Source organism: Bacillus sp. HMSC036E02 (genome assembly GCF_001836235.1).
GTDB classification, from domain to species: Bacteria; Bacillota; Bacilli; order Bacillales; family Bacillaceae_G; genus Bacillus_A; species Bacillus_A cereus.
On the sequence record NZ_KV827842.1, the window covers coordinates 1 to 16,768 of the forward strand.

Genomic DNA, 16,768 nt, shown 5'->3' on the forward strand with positions numbered 1-16,768 from the left:
TAAACTGTTTTGTGTTTGAGTTCATTTGTTTCCCCTCCGTTTTTGATATATTTTTATTCTATCATATTTGAATAGAAAATATTGAATGGTTCGTTCTTACTTGCAACATTCATCTGTTAAAGGTATTATCACAAGTGGTTTTGGTGAAGAACTCAATTATAAATGGTATGAAGTTAAGAGGTAGGTGAAAAGATTGATTCTAAACCGTTGCACTCTTTTGTTGTATAATTTTGAATCTTAATAGGTTAAATGTATTGTAAAGAAGAACAAAGTGATAGTGAACGCAATAAATTTTTACCATTTTGTTTAGGAGGTGTTACTGTGAAAACTATAGAAATTAAAATAGTTAGATCTGGGAGTCGTAAGGATTTAAAAATGGAATTAGATAAAGTTGTAAAAAAGTTTCGTTCAAAGGGTTTAGAGGTTGTAGTACAATATCGAACACAAGCAATTGTAAATGGAATTGAATATTCAGCTTCTATCATTGGGTGTAAATCAGAATGATAAGGAAGATGGAAAATAATAATAAGTATTATAGTAGGAGTATTCTACTTTTGTGGGGGAATGACAGGGTTCTTGCTATGAACCGTAAAGTAAGCTCTTCAAAACATATAAAAATTCATTCGCTTACTGAATATGGATGTAAAAGCGAGTAAAAAACGGGGAAGGAATTAGGGAGACCAAAACTAGAAAAAGAATAACTTTCAAGTGCACTACGTATGTATGATAGTAATGAATGTTCCATCAAAGAAATTATAGAAGGCATTGGAATATCACGTGGCCCTCTTTATCAAAAAATTAACAAACGAAAATTTAAAGAAATACAGAAGTAAAAACCGATTCTCTAACGTACAGAAATCGGTTGAAATGTGTCTAAACGTACAAAATTCTTTTTTTGATATGACGACCCTTTTTGGAAAAAAGAAACAATCCATCCTAAGATTATACTTTGTATAAGCTTAGCTTGATGACGATGGGCGAGCCATCATAAGGCAGAATTCAGCAAAAAGAAGGAAGCTATCTCCTTCTTTTCTATTTAACATAACTATGATTCAGTTTGGTTAGCTTTTTATTGATTTTAAAAATTCTTATCCTAATATATTTAACACTGGAAGATTGAAGTCTCTTATTGTGCATTTCCGCATCAGTTTTTCTTCAAATATATAAATGCCTTCAGCTTCTTTTGTCTCTTGATTCTCTGTCCATATTTTCTAGTGGAATCCTTTTTCTTTATTAGACTGGAGCTTGGTTAAATTAAATTCAAAATATCTTTTGGTGTATTTAATACATAATCAGCTTTTTCAAAACCTTCCCTTGTCTTTGAGCCCCATAAAGCGAGTGCGAATTTAACACCAGCACTTTTCGCACATTGCATATCGTATATAGAGTCTCCAATGTATACTGCCTCATCATTAGGAACATCTAATTGTTTCAAACAAGCTAATAATGGTTCAGGGTGTGGTTTGTGTTTATCCGTATCACAGGCACAAATTGTATGTTTAAAATGACCGCTTAGACCAAATGGCTCGAACTCATCTATTAATTCTTGCTTAGTTTTTGATGTAACAATACCAAGCTTTAATTTACTAAGGGATAACTCTTTAATAATGCTTTCTAATTCTTCAAACACGGAAACTTCATGAGAAAAATCTAGTACAGATTTGGCCCATTTCGGATGAACAACATCTATATTTTGTACTTTTAATTTTCTTAAGGTTTCTTTTCCAGGAATCCCTAATGCAAATTTTAAATCCTGTAACGCATAATCTTCCTTTAGTTCTTCTTTTAAAACTTTTTGTAAGGATTTTAGTATTGCTTTTTCTGTGTCTAAAATTGTGCCGTCTACGTCAAAAACAAGAGATGTAATCAAAATAAAGCCTCCCTATTTTTTAATCTTCACTTGCAATTACTACCTCAACACCGTTTTCTTTCAAAGTATTATATAAATCATTAGACATAACTTGATTTGTAATAAATGTGTCTATAGATTCAAGCGTTAAACCTTTATAATTTCGTCGCTGATTCCATTTAGTGTGATCTGCCACTAAAATAACTTGATCAGCATGTTTTATTAATTCACGCTTGAAATAAATATCTTCTTCAAAACCATAGTATATCCCGTCTTCTGTAATACCTGCGGTTCCAATGAACACCTTGTCAAAGTGATAATCTTTGAGTTTTTCAGTGGTCGAAGTCCCCGTAGTATGTCGAGAAACCTTATTTAAAGTTCCTCCCAAAAGGTGAATAGTTGTATCTTCAGATTGAGCTAACATATAAGCAGTATCAATAGAGTTTGTCACAATAGTTACTTTCTTTGATTGTAAATGTTGCGCTACAAAGTTGACAGTTGTTGAAACGTCTAAGTAAATCATGTCATTGTTTGCAATTATATTTGCAGCTTTCATTCCAATCGATTTTTTCGTTTCTAATTCAGTCTGTGACCTAACTTGATAAGTATCAATTTTCTTATGAAAAGTAGCTAAAGCCACTCCGCCATAAGTTCTAACTATTGCTTTGTTTTTTGAAAGTTTTACTATATCTCTTCTTGCAGTATCTCTTGAGATATGAAACATTTCACACATTTTTTTTATATTCATAGTTTTATTTGTTTCTAAATAATTAAAGACTCGTATCAATCTTTCTTCTTGATTCATAAGTAACCTCCATAAGAATATGTTAAGTTAAAATAAGTTATTATGCAAGTTATTTTAAGTTATAATGTACGATAACACTCCTATAATTAAGTGTTATTAAGTGGGTTTGGTAAAGCCTTATTTTTAATGTCTTTATAATTTTAAGCGATTTTATGATGGATTTAAAATTTTATCGTTGCAGGCATAAATTTGCCAAAGTGGCAAGGTATGGTCTAAATCACAGTTTATATGTCCAAATTTAAAAGGTTACTTGCAATTATCTTGAAGTTTTTGCACCAGAAACTCATATAAACTCCACAAATCTCTAGATAATCCACATATAAACTCCAGATTGATACAATACTATGGCATGAAGGAGGTTAGAGAACATGAATTTTATCAAACGATCATTTTTGAGTTTACAATCAAGAAAGGGAAAGTCACTTATATTACTTGCTATTTTTCTAATTGTTACTAATTTGGTATTCGCTGGTTTTACGATTCAAAGTGCATCCAGTAAAGCAACAGATTTGGCTAGACAACAATTAGGAGCTGATATCAACTTAAGAATCGATATAAATAAGTATTTGGAAGAACAAAACAGTAATCAAAATGCTAATGAAGCAAGAAAGGTACCAAGCATTGAAAAAAAAGAAGCTGATAAATTAAAGAACTCTAAGTATTTAGATCACTATAATTATCTAAAAAGTGCTATTGCTGAGCTGAAAGAGCTTCATAATGTCGAACCATCTGGAGGAGCTCAATCATTTGGTCCAAATAATAATTTAAATTTCACTTTACAGGGTGTTAGAGACTTTTCTTTATTAGAAGCTGCTCAAGACAAAAAATTAAAACTTGTTGAAGGAGAGGGAATTACGTCAAAAACAGTAGGAAAAAACGTTGCTATGATTGAAAAAAAACTAGCTGAAAAAAACACTTTAAAAGTGGGTGATAAATTACAGATAGGTGAAGTAATGGATGAGGAACTTACCACGAAAGAGCTAGAAATTATAGGTATATATGAATCTAAAGAAGAGGCTCCATCTTTTGGAGGACAATCTTTTGCTTTATTAGAGCCTGCTAATCAAATATATGTACCGTATTCTGTTATGAATTCACTGGAAAATGCAATCTATTCATTAAAGGATCCTAAGGATATTGATGCATTTAAAGAAGAAGCAAAAAAATTGGGGTTACCAGCGTACTATGAATTAGATGCACAAGATAACGTTTATAAACAGATGATTGGTCCAATCGAAAATATTGCATCTTTTTCGAAAACGATTGTAATTATGGTGTCTATTGCAGGTGCAACGATTTTAGGTTTAATCATTATGCTCTCTATTAAGAAACGTAGAAAAGAAATGGGAATTTTGTTATCTATAGGCGAGAAAAAGTGGAAGTTAATGGGTCAACTACTAGTTGAGGTATTATGTATTGCTGTATTAGCTTTTGGTTTATCTTTAGCAACAGGAGAGAAAGTTTCTCAAAAAGTGGGTGATAATCTGTTATCTAGTGAAATAGCAAAGAATGAAGATAAACCGGAAGATCCTATAGCAAAATTAAGTGGTAACCCTGCTGCAGACGTAGATCCGGTTGATAATATCGATGTAAGTATTTCAACTGAAGATCTAGGAAAAGTAGGGGGGATTGGATTAGGAATCGCTATGCTAGGAACGATTCTTCCGGCATTATTCATTCTTCGTTTAAATCCAAAACAGATTTTATTAAAAGACGAATAAGGAGAATTTATATGGGGACAATTTTACAGTTTAAAAATATCAATTATCATTATGAAAGTAATAATAAGAGAACTACAATCTTACAAAATGTAAATTTTTCTTTTCAAACTGGAAGATTTTATACTATCTTAGGGCCATCCGGTTCAGGAAAAACAACAACTCTTAGTTTAGTCAGTGGATTAGACGTTCCAAAAAGTGGATATGTCTTATATAAAGGAAGGGATATACGTAAAATTGGTCTCGACTCTTATCGAAATCAGTATGTATCAATTATCTATCAATCTTATAATCTCATTACTTATATGACCGCATTGCAAAATGTTATAACAGCAATGGAAATAACAGGAGTCGATGTAAAAAATAAAAAGATAAGAGCATTGGAGCTACTAAAAAAAGTAGGATTGACAGAAATAGAAGCAAAAAGGAATGTGTTACAGCTTAGCGGTGGGCAACAACAACGTGTCGCAATCGCTCGTGCATTATCTTGTAATGTACACTTGTTAATTGCAGATGAACCGACTGGAAACCTAGATCAAGAAACGTCTATGGAAATTATTGAATTGTTTAAAGAGTTAGCGCATAAAGAAAATAAATGTATTATTGTTGTAACTCATTCACAAGACGTAGCAAAACAGTCAGATAAAGCTGTTTATCTACAAAAACATAATTTAGTTGTACAAGATGTTTCTTGAAAAATGAATGTGTTTACTTTAGAGAAAACAAAGAATGACATAACTTCAAAGTAACTGTAAGTTCAATTTATACATTTTTTATAAAGAATAGATGCTGCACCTAAGAGAGGAATGAAGAGAATGAAGGGAACATGAATTAAGGTAGTTGTTTGCTGCAGCCTAGTTATACTTGGTATTTTAATAGGATATGTAACACATGTTTTTATTCAAGAAGACATAAGTGAGTCTAACCAAGATCTAGTAAATACTTTTCAAGATGAGACAGGACCAAATCAATGACAACCCTCATTTATTGAAGGTGGGAATTCAGGATTCGGTACTACTAAAGAATATAATGAAGGAGAAGTGGAATTTAAAGACCCAGGAAGTAATTAATAAAATATAACTTTTTTTAATAAGTCAACAACCGTTTCCTTAACATGTAAGGAAACGGTTAATTTATATACAAAATGTGTATAAATGTCTAATTTCCTTTATTTACACTTGCGTACTTATTTGAGTAAGATTTCGAGTAAGGTGCTGAATTTAATCATTGTTTTTTACTTGTATGCGACTATTATCCGAATGATGAGCAATCCACTGTTGTACATCTAATAAAGAATAATGTTTGTGTCAAGTGACATTTTGATTAGCTCTTTCTTTCTAGTTTTATTATGTATATATACTATCGCATGCACCTGAAGCTGATATGAAGTAAAGATAATTTTCCTATGAAGTTTTTATGTCTCCACACATAAACTCCAGATAGCAAGGCTATAATGACTACCAAAGAAAAGCTTCCTTTGTACAAAAAATTTTACCGTATTTTTTGTACAAAAACCTCATATATTTAAGCATAATTTATTGGGAGGTTGATTATGAGCATGTATTTAAAAATACAAGAAAGTGCGAAGCGTATAAATGAATTGACTAAGCATCAAAAGAAACTAGAGCGCGAAAAAAATATATTAAAAAGTGAATTTTATAGATTGTTGAAAGAAAATAAAAAATTCAAGGATATTCCCGAAGAGATAAGAACATTGGATAATTAGTCTCAATTTAAAGTTTCATTTAAATTTTAGTCAACTGCAGAAGTATGAAAATAGTTTAAATTCAGTACTTGGTTACCTATAAGTCTTTTGATACTATATTTATTCGTAAATTTGACACAGCCTTTTATGATATATACATGTTATACTTAATTGCATAGTAAATAAATTGTATCCCAGTACATTACTTACTATTACTAGTACCCGAAAAACCTTAATATGATACGGTAAAAGTCCTCTTTTCAACGAGAAAAGAGGACTTTTTTCATTAATATTTAGTTAAGTATATGCTATAAATTAAAAAGGAAACTTTATATTAATTTACATTTCTTTCATAGAGTTAAGATAAGGATCATATATTATAACAACATGTTACATTGAAAGGGTGAATATATGATTTCATCGTATTCGGTAAGTTATATTTTAGTCACGGGTAATACTGCTATAAAAAAGGTAGCTAAAGTTCATGCATCCTCAGAAGTTTTTGCTGTTAAAAAGATTAAAAGAGAATTAGAACGTAGGTTTTCACAGCCAACAAAAATTGAAGTTTTTCCGGTTTATTGAACTACTCACCACTTAACATCCTTACGGACTTTTTGAAGTGGGAGATTCCTGCGAACACCGGTGTATCCACCGGTTATCTTAGCAGGCTCTACCCGTAGTCCCTACGGTGAGAACATAAGTATCTTGTACGTTAACGCACCACACTCCCTACTTTAGCTTGGTTTTCGCAACTTCGGTAAGCATGGGGCGATAGAACGTTGAAGATTTTACGGTTGCAACGTTTTTCTGCAACCAACCTCATATCTTCAGTTTTCGAAGAGCAATCTGTACAAGTAAATGATAACAAACATGTTGGCTTATGCCAACCGACATTCATCTCCCACCTAAAATTGGTGTTTCACACCTTCACATTTTTGAGGAAGGAGTCTTCTGTCGAAAAAAGATAAAACGGTATAAAAAGAGGAATCACTCTTTGTTTTCTTATTAATTAATTTGTAATTATTATAGATTAAACCTCATATTTTTTAATTAAATTTCCAACTACATTTAAAAAGAGTTCTTTTATTTCCATCAAGCTAACACTTTGATTATCAGTTTACCTATAAATTAGCCGTAGGTTAATTATTAACCCATAAACTTTGCCAGGAATTTTAATAAGAAGCATAAAGGTAACTAGAATTAAGGTGTTTTATGCTAATAAAACTAGAATATCAATAAAACCTTCACTGAAAGATAGCGCCAACAATAACCAAATTTCTTTCGCTAATCCTATAAATAAAAAGTCGATTTCCTGTACGTTAAGAAATCGACTTTTTAGTGAGTAACTTAATTTCTTTATTAGACACGAGCTTGGTTAAAGTAAATTCAAAATATCTTTTGGTTTATTTAATACAAAATCAGCTTTTTCAAAACCTTCTCACCTGAAATTGATTTTACATAATCTTAGCTTGATAGCGATGTGGCGCTACCCCTATATAAAGTGCTTCACTACGTTACCGCTTGAAAAATTCATATTTGATTACCAAACACACTAAATGCTTAAATAGGTCTACATCCGCTCGCTAATAAAAATACATAGAGTTACATCACTTTGTTAAATAAAGTTAGTACCCTTATTTAGAAAACCCTTCAATACTTTCGTAGGCAATTAATACCCTTTTACTTTTTGCCACTCAAAATCATTGCATTTCCTAATACTTTTTTATTTAATAAAAGCTTTGGTAATTCCATTTCTTCAGCAAGCTTGTAGCTATTCAATTTAGATATATCGAGTTTCTCTAGGTTATTTAAGAACTCTTCTGTATCACCAAATATTTTTTCATCCATAAATAAATCTAAGAAGATAAATTCACCACCAGGTTTTAATACTCTTATAGCCTCTTTAATTAATTCTATTTTATTGTTTGTATCTTTCACTTCATGAAATGTTAGGCAACTTACAACTAAATCAAATGCATCATCCTGCAAAGGGAGTGCAGCGGCACTTGCTTTTAAAAAATTAACCCTATCAGATACACCTTCTATTTTAGCATTCTGTTGACATTGATCTTGTGAGTATTCCCAATTCTTCCCCCAATAATCAATTCCAGTTAAAAAGGATTTAGGGAAAGTCATTGCAAGCTTAATAATCAATGACCCACTACCTGTTCCTATATCTAATATTTTTCCTTTTCCATCCCAATTCACTTTTTTAACAATTAAATTATGTATTTTCGATTGATAATCCTCTCCAAATGTTGCGAATTGGTAAGTAGAATAAGAAAGTATAAATGTTATATAAATAAAAGGTATCGCTATAACTCCTGATAGGATTCGCAGATAGAAAGTAATAGGCAATAATGTTATTAAAAGAAGAATTATTGAGCTTATCAAAAATACAATCAGTTTTTTCATTCGAATCCATGTTTGATATCTAGTTTTATTTCTCATTAGCACCATTCCTTTGTATTTTTCACATATGGACTTATTCGTTATAAGATACTTTTATCTATCCCCACCTATAGGGTTATTTTTTAACTATTAAAAAATAACCCTATAGGTTTTAAGTCATGCTAAAGCCACTTCAATTCATTTTCAGAGTTCTTTATGTTGTCACGACTTGAGATATGCTGAATTTATTTGTGTTTTCATAGCATTTAATATTATAAATAATATCATCATAATTTAGATTATCCGAAAGCTCAAATCAAAAAAAATGCAAATCTGCCCTAGATTGTAACTAAATTTAAGAATCTTTGTACTAGAATTACCTATTTACACAATGGCTGAGTGAATATATATGAAATTGGCTGGTTTCTATTCTAAATATATACTCTATTATATAGATAAATACAAATAGATTAAGGAGTTACTAGTAATATGAAAGAAATAGAAATTATAAAATCAATCGAAAAAATAGCCATTACATGGCAAGGTGCAACAATTAATATTCCATTAAAAGATATAATTGAGGTTAATAAAAATAATACGTTAAAAAATACTGACAAAGCAGTAGAAATTGGTAATAAATTCAAAAATTCAGAAGTAATCTTTATTAGAACAAAAAAATTGAATTATATATTATTTACAACTAATAAATTAACACTTCTAAATGAAATCAAGTTTTAAATTATGAAAAATTCTGGTGAGAATTTTTCTAATTATTTTATAAAAGGGTATACTAAATTACACAAAATACAACTTATTTATAGGGATACTTGGCGAATTACTAATGAACATTTATGTGAATAAATAAAAATAAACAGACAATAAATCGATTCTAATTATATAAAAAATACATAACTATAAGTGGTGTTATTGAATCGCTTTAATATTTATTTAATAGAGGTTCAATTTAAAATTCATCTTCCAAAATTAAATTACCGGCATCATTATCTTTCGTCAATCGCTGATTCAAATAATTTTCTTTCGTAGTACGATCATTTTTATGACCTACTGCAGCTGCGATAATATGAGGTGGTAATCCTTTGTAATCATATAAGTACTGTACATAAAAATGTCTAAAGAAGTGGGGAGTAATTCCCATATTCTCTGTAAAGGGTAGCTGAGTATCCTTAATGATTTTAGAAATATATTGTGACAAATAATTCTCTCTATAAGCAGTATGGTTTTTAGTTTGAAATACTGTTCCACCATTTCTATTTCCAATGTCTATAGGTAATCTTCTCCGCATTCGAAATGCGACAATCCGATTAAAAATCTCCTTATTAATGGAAACAATCCGCTCATTATCTCCCTTTGTATCAACCTTTAAATAATATCGTCCTCGTATAGTATCATACTCAAGATCTTCCCACTTTGCATGTGCGACTTCTGCAACACGTAACCCTGTGGTAGCTAGAACTGACAATAAAGCGTAATTGATTTCATTATCCTTGTAGTAATGAAGCAATTGTTTTACTTCCTCATATGATAACTCCCGTTTAGGTTTATGTTGTTTATTTACAGTTGTACTTAGTATCTCAACATGTAGAGGATCCTGAATATATTGGATTTCATATAGCCATTTCAAATATGAACGAATAACACCAAGCTTTCTACTAACTGTAGATGGCTTGTATTTATCTTTTGACTGATAGGAGGTTGCCTCTTGAGATAACCATTTTTGATAATTACGGATATGCCGTTTCCTAAGGTTTCTCCATACTTGACCAAATTTATAATCCTTTACATCTTTCTGTAGAAATTCCTCACTTTGTCTAATAAAGAAATAAAACTGACTTAAATCACGTGCATATAGAATTCTTGATACATCCTTGATTCGTTTTTCTTGGTCAAAATGTGTTTGTCGATTCAAGTAGTAGTACAGTATTTCTTCATCTGAAAATCCTTCATATGTATATGAATCTTCTCTTTCGTTATTTTCCTTTTTTAATTCCGCTTCATTTATATAATCAGGATTCCATAATGTAATTAGATTTGTAAAATTTTGTTTTTGTTGCTCTATGTTATTTAAAGAAGTATCACTATGAATAATATCTATTTCAAATTTCAATGTTATTCAATCCTTTATAAATTTCTTTTATATTAAATATTATAACGTAATCATTTAGAAATTAAATAATATATTAAGATTAAATTTTACAAAGCTATAAATAAATAATGACTATAGAAAATCTCCCATTTTCTATGGTTATTATTAAATTTAAAAAATACTATTTTGCTAATATATTTTAATCTTTAGTGAAATTGAATTTTAAAAGAAAATTAAATTAAACATCATTATAATTTATAATCTAATCTACATAACGTTGTATGTTATAATTTATTTAAAATGTAAATACTATAAATTTTAATTTACATAATATTATTATGTAAATTACGAGGTGTGAGGAGGAATTAGAATGATTAGCGCATATGAAATGACTATGACTACAAATGAAGTAAAAGATTATTTAGATATAAGTCACTTTATTTTTAATAATTTAATGAAGCAAGGAAAGCTAACACCAATCAATAAGGATACGTGGCGTTTAGATGGTAGTTTTTTATTTAGTAGAGAAGAAGTAGAAAAAGTAAAAGAAGAACGTAAAATTGAGGGGATTACTTTATACCAAGCAAGTAAAGAGTATCATATTAGTATGAATCAGCTTGAAAAATGGATAGAAGAAGGAAAGTTAGTTTATTTTTTAATAGAACATCGTAATCGACAAACAAAATTTGTGAAGGAGGAGGATGTTCGTGAACTTGTTCAGCAAGTAGAACAAACTAATCACATATATACATTTTCGCAGAAATATAATGTAGTATTATTTCAAAAGTTTGTAAAAGGCAATACATTGGCACGTGTTATTTCTATTCCAAAACGTGGTGATATTATAGTTCTTGATGAATTTGGAACTAATATGACACTTAGTGAGGCATTAAAAGCAGGATATGAGTCCGCTTATAAACTGTCGGATAAACCTAGAAGTCATCATCAAAGGTTTGTTAAGTTTCGTTTTCCTAAATCTGCGCAATTACGAAACAACATTTTTCACATAATCGATAATATATTACAGTACGTATCTCCAAGAAATATAAAGATTTTAGAAGAAGAGACATTTTGGTATTTTGAAATTCGTCAATCATTAATTACATTACCACCAGGAATTCAAATGGAATGGATTGAGGAGTTAACGCCTTATATAATAGAAGGGAAAATTGTTCCAAGAATGAATCATAGCGTATATTTAGATAGTAATACAGTAACGAAGTCTGTCATACTTACAAGTAAGGAATACAAATACTTAAAAGAAATTACAAATGAAACAAATAGCTCTATTGAAGAATTTATAGCTATTGCTATTAGAGACAAGATTAATCAGCACTTACTTAAGTGAAATCGAATTTTTTAATGAATTAAAGCTAAATCCAGGTATTTTCTCTTTTACTTTTATTAAAATGCTTTAGGTGAAAAGGAATAAATGCCAAACGTACCTATTACTAAAATAATAGTGGGGATATAAAATCTGAATGTCTAGTTTGTATATCTTAAATACTTCCTATAAAGTCTGTTATCAGACTTTCGGAAGTATAGAGAAAAAATACAAAAATAGTTGTATGAATAATGTAGCGACAAATTCTCTCTATATGTATTATGTAAAAATATCTATTGTGTATGTGAAATAAATTTATATGTATGTTTTAATCATTAATGTTAGAAAATTACCCTATATTTTTTTGATATTATTTATATTTTTGTTTTAGTCCAAACTGCATTACGGCCTTTTGATATTAGTTTAATTAATTTTTCTTCTTGTAAACAAGCAAATGCTTTATTGATTGTGCTTGGTGAAACATCTGAAAATACCATTCGTATTGCTTCTTTTGTAAAAGGTAGTTCTTGTTTTAATATATACTCTTTAATTTTATAGCTTTTGTTCCCTTTCAGTTGGTAACTTGTAATATGTACGTCTAGTTCTTTATATGCTTCTAGAATAATATGTAATAGACATTTTAATATAAAGGATACATTGTGTTCTTGAAAATGCCAATTTGCTGAAGATTTATATAGGGCATCATAATAATCTCTCTCGTATTTTTTTATTATTTTATCTAGTGAAATATATTTCACTAGTGAATGTTTACTTTGTAATAGTAATAAAGATAGAAGTAGACGTACCATTCTTCCATTTCCAGATTCAAAAGGAAAAATACATATAAAATTAAGTACAAAATTACAAATTAAAAGTAGTGGATCAATATCTTTTTGATTTAATAAATAATTGTATTCCTCACATAAATTTTTTACTGCTTCTGGGATTTCTTTAATCGTTAAAGGACGATAGCAATAAAATGAGAAATTAAGTTGCTCATGTTCTTCAAGTAAGATGTCCTGTTTTCTCCACGTTCCACTATCCGAAGTAGCATATTTAAAAAGTTGAAAATGTATTTCTAAGATTGTGCTTGGATCAATAGTAAGTCTTTCATAGTTATTATGAATGAGTGATAGCGCATCAACGTAACAAGATATTTCATCTTCAATCATTGTTTTTGGCGACAGATCATATGTAATTAATTCTTTTAACCTTTTATTTGTTATTTTTAAGTTTTTATACATTGCGACAAAATCTTTGGTATGTTGAAGCTGAGTAGATTTTTGCAACTTTTCTAATGTACATGGAAATTCCTTCTCATAGACCTCCAATCTCCCTTGGTATTGCTTTATTTTTCCAATTAGGCTTACTACATCTAAATTTACCAATAAATTTGTGAATTTTTCGCCAAAAAACGACATATTTTTCCCCTCCTATCATATAAAACTATACAATACTTAACTGGATTTAAAGTGTTTTTTTGAATAATTTTCTAAAAAAAATTAAAAATATAGTTTTTTATGTGTGAAAATTACAATAATTAGGGTCTTTTTGCCTTATTTTGTGACAAGATTTAACATCAGATTAAATAGTTTCGTGTTAAAAAGCAGAGTTTTATATTGTGTAATTGCTTTTTATCAATAAGTGAGTCATTGCATATTGGGAAGGGGGAAGTCCTTACTAATGAAGACTATTGCTTTTTACTTACCACAATTTTATGAAATACCTGAAAACGATTTATGGTGGGGAAAGGGTTTTACAGAATGGACCAATGTAAAAAAAGCAAAACCACGTTTTCTGGGACACTATCAGCCTAGGGCTCCATTAAGGGATTATTATTACAATTTGTTAGATTTAGATGTACATAAGTGGCAGATAAATTTAGCAAAACAGTATGGTTTAGATGGTTTTTGCTATTATCACTATTGGTTCAAAGGGAAAAAATTACTAGAAAAACCAATAGAATTGAGAAATCAATGTAAGGAGATTGATTTCCCATATTGCTTATGTTGGGCAAATGAATCTTGGACAAGATCATGGGATGGAAAAGACCAAGAAGTATTAATGCGACAAGAATATGGGGATGAGTCTGATTGGAAAGAACACTTTAATTATCTTTTGCCATTCTTTAAAAACAAAAACTATTTAAATATTAAAGATAAACCGATATTTGTAATTTACCGACCAGCTTCTATACCAAACCTAAATAAAATGTTGAGTCTATGGAATGAATGGGCTCAATCTGAAGGGCTTCTGGGGATACACTTTGTAGAAATGTTAACAATTTTTGAAGATAAATCAGATTTTCTTTTTGATGCTGCTATAGAGTTTGAACCTATGTACACTTTAAAAAAACTAATAGGTAATACAACTTCACTACATCAAGAAAAAAAAGATTTTCACTTAAGTTATGATTTTGTATGGAAAAGAATATTAAATCGTCAAATTAAAGAACGTGAAAACATATATAAAGGGGCATTTGTAGATTGGGATAACTCTCCAAGGAAAAAAGAAAGCGCTTTAATTGTGAAAGGGGCTAATCCCGATAAGTTTAAGAAGTATCTTTTACAACATAGTAAGGACACTGACTTTTTATTTATTAATGCTTGGAATGAGTGGGCAGAAGGCACATACCTAGAACCAGATGAAAAGTATGGATATAAATACCTTGAAGCTTTAATGGAGATAAAGAAGAGTCACTTCTAATAAATTGTAACAGCAAGAAGAAGGGGGAAACATTATGACTGATATAAATACTATGATTTCCATTCGATACATTAAGAAATCATATGGAGATTATACAGTTATTAAGAATTTAAGCATAGATATCCGTAAAGGTGAAATTATAGGATTACTAGGACCGAATGGAGCTGGGAAGACAACACTTATATCGATTTTATCTACTCTTACTCTGCCAGATGAAGGGTATGGTACAGTATGCAACTACGACTTGTATACTGAACGGAATAAGATTAAAAAAAATGTGAGTGTAGTACCTCAAGATTTAGCGCTATACCCGACTTTAACTGCATATGATAATTTATCTTTTTATGCCGATTTATATGGATTAAAGGGAAATAGGAAAAAAAGCCGCATAAAAGAAGCTTTGCAATTCGCACAGCTTGAGGATTGGGCACATAAGAGAATTGATACATTTTCAGGTGGTATGAAAAGAAGAATTAATTTAGTGATCGGTTTGTTAAATAAGCCAAAAGTTATTTTCTTAGACGAACCAACAGTGGGAATTGATCCGCAATCAAGAAACCATATTTTTAATTGTATTCGCCATCTCGTAGAAGAACTAGGAATCACTGTCATATATACAACTCATCATATGGAAGAAGCTGAGATGTTATGCCATCGTGTAGCAATTTATGATAAGGGTGAAATATTAGATATTGACACCCCAAAAAATTTAATAACAAAGTATGGGGAAAATTATTTAGAGATTGTAATATCAAATATTCCAGAAGAATTTATACATAAAACAAAAATGATTGTTGATGTGAAGTCCTGCACTTTGGTAGATAAAAAAGTCATCATTCAATGTGTAGATAGCTTTAATGTTACAAGAGAAGTTATGAAATTAATTCAAAAATATAATTTGAAAATCGAATTATTTAATGTTAAAAATTCTAATTTAGAAAATGTATTTTTACATTTAACGGGCAAAAATTTAAGGTCTTAAATGAAAGGAGATGGTAAAAATGAAAGCTTGGTATATAGCTAAGAAAGATTTACTTATTCTTTTAAAGGATATTCCTGGTCTAATCTATTTATTTATTACACCTATTATAGTTATTGCAGTTGCTAGTTTTGCATTATCAAATGTATTTGATAGTAAGACGGAAAAATTCAAGATTCCTATAGTAGTAAATGATAATGGAGAACTTTCTAAAAGGGTTATTGAGGAATTGAAAAAAATCCCTGCCCTTGAGATAGAAGAAACTTATGAACTAAATGGTAAAAAGAAAGCATATACAGAAGAACAAGTGAAAAAGGAAGTTCAAACTAAAAAAGCGGCAATCGTAATTCCTAAGGATTTCACACAAAATGTATATTCAGGGACAGAGGCCAAAGTCATCATCATAGAAGATGAAGTTGATCGCATTATTCCAAGTGTTGTTTCAAATGCTGTAACTCAAATTGTATCAGAAATACAAAGAGATATGACTAAAGAGATTGTAAAACAAGCCTCTGCCCAAATGGAAGTAAATGTGAAAGTAGAGTTTAAAAAATTAGCATCAGATAATGAACATAAACCCACTCCATTTGAATCTAATGTACCAGGATATGCCGTTATGTTTGTACTTTTAGGTACTGCAGCAGCCGCAGGTGCATTAGTAGAAGAGAGAGAGAATGGAACGTTAAGAAAAATTCTTACTTTACCTATTAATACATTATCAATCATTTTTGGAAAGATGCTCTCATGCTTTATAACAGCTATTGTTCAATGTGCAGTCCTTTTTAGCGTAGGACATTTTGTATTTGGAATGTGGCTAGGGAAAAGTGTATTAGGAATTATATTGCTAGTGATATGTACTGCATTTGCAGCTTCAAGCCTGGCAATTTTATTAGCTTCTATATGTCAAACAAGATCACAAGCAAATGGTATTTCTATTTTAATCGTGTTAACTATGTCTGCTTTGGGTGGATCTTGGTGGCCACTTTATATAGAGCCTGAATGGATGCAAAACCTAGCGCATATTACGATTACAGCTTGGGCAATGGGAGGCTTTAACGATTTATTAGTATATAACAAAGAGTTCTCCTCTGTTCTTATTCCATCAGCTGCATTAATTGGTATGGGAATTTTATTTTTAACAATCTCCATACAAAAATTTCGACGTTCTTATGAAAAGTAGGTGAAAT

Annotated in this window: 14 protein-coding genes and 2 pseudogenes; 10 read left to right on the top strand and 6 right to left on the bottom strand. The window is 30.1% G+C overall.

The features are described 5' to 3' along the window. The first annotated feature begins 321 nt into the window (after positions 1-321). Positions 322-504, top strand: coding sequence for a hypothetical protein (locus tag HMPREF2590_RS12375; RefSeq protein ID WP_000848336.1), 183 nt, complete (start codon positions 322-324; stop codon positions 502-504). A 528-nt stretch (positions 505-1,032) separates the two neighbouring features. On the opposite strand, the pseudogene HMPREF2590_RS30715 reads toward HMPREF2590_RS12375, so the two are convergent. From HMPREF2590_RS30715 to HMPREF2590_RS12390, 3 genes and pseudogenes are all read right to left on the bottom strand, one after another. After that, a pseudogene (locus tag HMPREF2590_RS30715) lies at positions 1,033-1,235 on the bottom strand (YdhR family protein); the annotation flags it as partial. A 14-nt stretch (positions 1,236-1,249) separates the two neighbouring features. Next, positions 1,250-1,870, bottom strand: a complete 621-nt coding sequence (locus HMPREF2590_RS12385) for an HAD family hydrolase (protein ID WP_070861409.1) — start codon at positions 1,868-1,870, stop codon at positions 1,250-1,252. Between the two features lie 19 nt (positions 1,871-1,889). Then, the gene (locus tag HMPREF2590_RS12390; protein WP_070861411.1) at positions 1,890-2,654 is read right to left on the bottom strand and encodes a DeoR/GlpR family DNA-binding transcription regulator; all 765 of its coding nucleotides are present in this window, start codon (positions 2,652-2,654) and stop codon (positions 1,890-1,892) included. 368 nt (positions 2,655-3,022) lie between these two features. Between HMPREF2590_RS12390 and HMPREF2590_RS12395 the strand changes: the two genes are divergently transcribed. The 4 genes and pseudogenes from HMPREF2590_RS12395 (at position 3,023) to HMPREF2590_RS30340 (ending at position 6,098) form a co-directional block, all read left to right on the top strand. Next, positions 3,023-4,375: an ABC transporter permease gene (locus HMPREF2590_RS12395; RefSeq protein ID WP_070861412.1), complete on the top strand. Its 1,353-nt coding sequence runs from the start codon at positions 3,023-3,025 to the stop codon at positions 4,373-4,375. Between the two features lie 11 nt (positions 4,376-4,386). Beyond that, positions 4,387-5,067, top strand: coding sequence for an ABC transporter ATP-binding protein (locus tag HMPREF2590_RS12400; RefSeq protein WP_070861414.1), 681 nt, complete (start codon positions 4,387-4,389; stop codon positions 5,065-5,067). A gap of 135 nt (positions 5,068-5,202) precedes the next feature. Next, positions 5,203-5,442 (top strand): annotated as a pseudogene (locus HMPREF2590_RS31075) (hypothetical protein). A 482-nt stretch (positions 5,443-5,924) separates the two neighbouring features. Beyond that, the gene (locus HMPREF2590_RS30340; RefSeq protein WP_176748657.1) at positions 5,925-6,098 is read left to right on the top strand and encodes a hypothetical protein; all 174 of its coding nucleotides are present in this window, start codon (positions 5,925-5,927) and stop codon (positions 6,096-6,098) included. A gap of 1,659 nt (positions 6,099-7,757) precedes the next feature. On the opposite strand, the gene HMPREF2590_RS12405 is transcribed toward HMPREF2590_RS30340, so the two are convergent. Next, positions 7,758-8,528 (bottom strand): class I SAM-dependent methyltransferase, encoded by a 771-nt coding sequence (locus HMPREF2590_RS12405; RefSeq protein WP_070861415.1) that lies wholly within the window; start codon positions 8,526-8,528, stop codon positions 7,758-7,760. 429 nt (positions 8,529-8,957) lie between these two features. Between HMPREF2590_RS12405 and HMPREF2590_RS12410 the strand changes: the two genes are divergently transcribed. Next, entirely contained in the window at positions 8,958-9,206 is a 249-nt protein-coding gene (locus HMPREF2590_RS12410) for a SunI/YnzG family protein (protein ID WP_070861417.1), read from the top strand. A 226-nt stretch (positions 9,207-9,432) separates the two neighbouring features. Here HMPREF2590_RS12410 and HMPREF2590_RS12415 read toward each other — a convergent pair whose 3' ends face one another. Continuing rightward, a complete protein-coding gene (locus HMPREF2590_RS12415; RefSeq protein WP_070861418.1) occupies positions 9,433-10,593 on the bottom strand; it encodes a tyrosine-type recombinase/integrase in 1,161 nt (386 codons plus the stop codon). Between the two features lie 349 nt (positions 10,594-10,942). On the opposite strand from HMPREF2590_RS12415, the gene HMPREF2590_RS12420 reads away from it, so the two are divergent. Further along, on the top strand, positions 10,943-11,920 hold the full coding sequence (locus HMPREF2590_RS12420) for a hypothetical protein (RefSeq protein ID WP_000622370.1): 978 nt from the start codon (positions 10,943-10,945) through the stop codon (positions 11,918-11,920). Positions 11,921-12,270: 350 nt separating this feature from the next. Here the strand turns inward: HMPREF2590_RS12420 and HMPREF2590_RS12425 are convergent, their stop codons facing one another. Beyond that, positions 12,271-13,317, bottom strand: coding sequence for a Fic family protein (locus HMPREF2590_RS12425; protein ID WP_000007500.1), 1,047 nt, complete (start codon positions 13,315-13,317; stop codon positions 12,271-12,273). Positions 13,318-13,579: 262 nt separating this feature from the next. Here HMPREF2590_RS12425 and HMPREF2590_RS12430 point away from each other — a divergent pair, with 262 nt between their 5' ends. The 3 genes from HMPREF2590_RS12430 to HMPREF2590_RS12440 are packed head-to-tail and all read left to right on the top strand — an operon-like array spanning position 13,580 to position 16,761. Beyond that, positions 13,580-14,602, top strand: a complete 1,023-nt coding sequence (locus HMPREF2590_RS12430) for a glycosyltransferase WbsX family protein (protein ID WP_000848168.1) — start codon at positions 13,580-13,582, stop codon at positions 14,600-14,602. A 34-nt stretch (positions 14,603-14,636) separates the two neighbouring features. Next, the gene (locus HMPREF2590_RS12435) at positions 14,637-15,584 is read left to right on the top strand and encodes an ABC transporter ATP-binding protein (RefSeq protein WP_000129820.1); all 948 of its coding nucleotides are present in this window, start codon (positions 14,637-14,639) and stop codon (positions 15,582-15,584) included. 19 nt (positions 15,585-15,603) lie between these two features. Continuing rightward, on the top strand, positions 15,604-16,761 hold the full coding sequence (locus tag HMPREF2590_RS12440) for an ABC transporter permease (RefSeq protein ID WP_000649290.1): 1,158 nt from the start codon (positions 15,604-15,606) through the stop codon (positions 16,759-16,761). The last annotated feature ends 7 nt before the right edge of the window (positions 16,762-16,768 follow it).

Excerpts from the sequence above, each read along its gene's own strand:
- HMPREF2590_RS12390 (WP_070861411.1), bottom strand. The coding sequence starts at position 2,654 with ATGAATCAAGAAGAAAGATTGATACGAGTCTTTAATTATTTAGAAACA.
- HMPREF2590_RS12395 (WP_070861412.1), top strand. The coding sequence starts at position 3,023 with ATGAATTTTATCAAACGATCATTTTTGAGTTTACAATCAAGAAAGGGA.
- HMPREF2590_RS12400 (WP_070861414.1), top strand. The coding sequence starts at position 4,387 with ATGGGGACAATTTTACAGTTTAAAAATATCAATTATCATTATGAAAGT.
- HMPREF2590_RS30340 (WP_176748657.1), top strand. The coding sequence starts at position 5,925 with ATGAGCATGTATTTAAAAATACAAGAAAGTGCGAAGCGTATAAATGAA.
- HMPREF2590_RS12405 (WP_070861415.1), bottom strand. The coding sequence starts at position 8,528 with ATGAGAAATAAAACTAGATATCAAACATGGATTCGAATGAAAAAACTG.
- HMPREF2590_RS12410 (WP_070861417.1), top strand. The coding sequence starts at position 8,958 with ATGAAAGAAATAGAAATTATAAAATCAATCGAAAAAATAGCCATTACA.
- HMPREF2590_RS12420 (WP_000622370.1), top strand. The coding sequence starts at position 10,943 with ATGATTAGCGCATATGAAATGACTATGACTACAAATGAAGTAAAAGAT.
- HMPREF2590_RS12425 (WP_000007500.1), bottom strand. The coding sequence starts at position 13,317 with ATGTCGTTTTTTGGCGAAAAATTCACAAATTTATTGGTAAATTTAGAT.
- HMPREF2590_RS12430 (WP_000848168.1), top strand. The coding sequence starts at position 13,580 with ATGAAGACTATTGCTTTTTACTTACCACAATTTTATGAAATACCTGAA.
- HMPREF2590_RS12435 (WP_000129820.1), top strand. The coding sequence starts at position 14,637 with ATGACTGATATAAATACTATGATTTCCATTCGATACATTAAGAAATCA.
- HMPREF2590_RS12440 (WP_000649290.1), top strand. The coding sequence starts at position 15,604 with ATGAAAGCTTGGTATATAGCTAAGAAAGATTTACTTATTCTTTTAAAG.